Consider the following 322-nt stretch of genomic DNA (forward strand, 5'->3'; position numbering starts at 1 on the left):
ATAGTGAAGTATCATACCATCCTCTTTATCAACCCACTCTATTTCAAGATCTGTACTCGCTTTGTCAAAACGACTATAAAAGTCAATCACAGTTGCATTTTCCTGAACAGCGTTACCCACAACAATTATTTTTTCTAGTTTAGGAAGTTCATCTACTGGAATACGCTTAATCAAATCAGGTGTAGTAATTATTAATTTTGCACCACTATCTTCTAATCTATCTTTTACTGCCCCTTCCATAAATGCTTCAAATAAAGGCCCTACGACTGCTCCTAACTTTATCGCACCAAGTAATGAAAAATACAGCTCGGGAGTACGGGGC

At 37.3% G+C, this 322-nt stretch carries 1 protein-coding gene; it reads right to left on the reverse strand.

Annotation, left to right across the window (positions count from 1 at the left end):
• The coding region (locus tag AOA61_RS05715; protein WP_143521183.1) for an AMP-binding protein at nt 1-322 on the reverse strand (322 nt) is incomplete at both ends.

Origin of the sequence: Pseudomonas sp. 2995-1 (assembly GCF_002742505.1) — a bacterium.
In the GTDB taxonomy this organism is placed as follows: Bacteria; Pseudomonadota; Gammaproteobacteria; order Pseudomonadales; family Pseudomonadaceae; genus Aquipseudomonas; species Aquipseudomonas sivasensis.